The organism is Paraburkholderia sp. RL17-383-BIF-A (genome assembly GCF_046028015.1).
Taxonomy (GTDB): Bacteria; Pseudomonadota; Gammaproteobacteria; order Burkholderiales; family Burkholderiaceae; genus Paraburkholderia.
In genome coordinates, this window is record NZ_JARESR010000096.1 from 1 (window position 1) to 370 (window position 370).

Here is a 370-nt window from a genome sequence, read left to right on the forward strand (position 1 = left end):
CTCGATGCCTTCGCGCTCCGCATACTGCTTGGCACCGGCTACGGCCAAAGAACCCGCGGGCTCCAGCACGCTGCGGGTGTCCTGGAAAACATCCTTGATCGCGGCGCAGAGTGCATCTGTGTTCACGAGCAGCACGTCGTCGAGATACTCGCTGCACAGGCGGAAGGTTTCCTCGCCGACCAGCTTCACCGCCGTGCCGTCCGAGAACAGACCAACCTCGTTCAACGTGACCCGCTCGCCAGCTTTCAGCGATGCGGCCATCGCGCACGAATCATCGGTCTGCACGCCGATCACCTTGATCTCCGGGCGCACCGATTTCACGTACGCGGCCACGCCCGCCGCGAGCCCACCGCCGCCGATCGGCACGAAG

General features: G+C 64.9%; 1 protein-coding gene. It reads right to left on the reverse strand.

The genetic code is table 11. The annotated features are described in order from the left end of the window. Window positions 1–370: pyridoxal-phosphate dependent enzyme (locus tag P0D71_RS36100; protein WP_408188141.1), on the reverse strand; the 370-nt coding region annotated here is incomplete at both ends.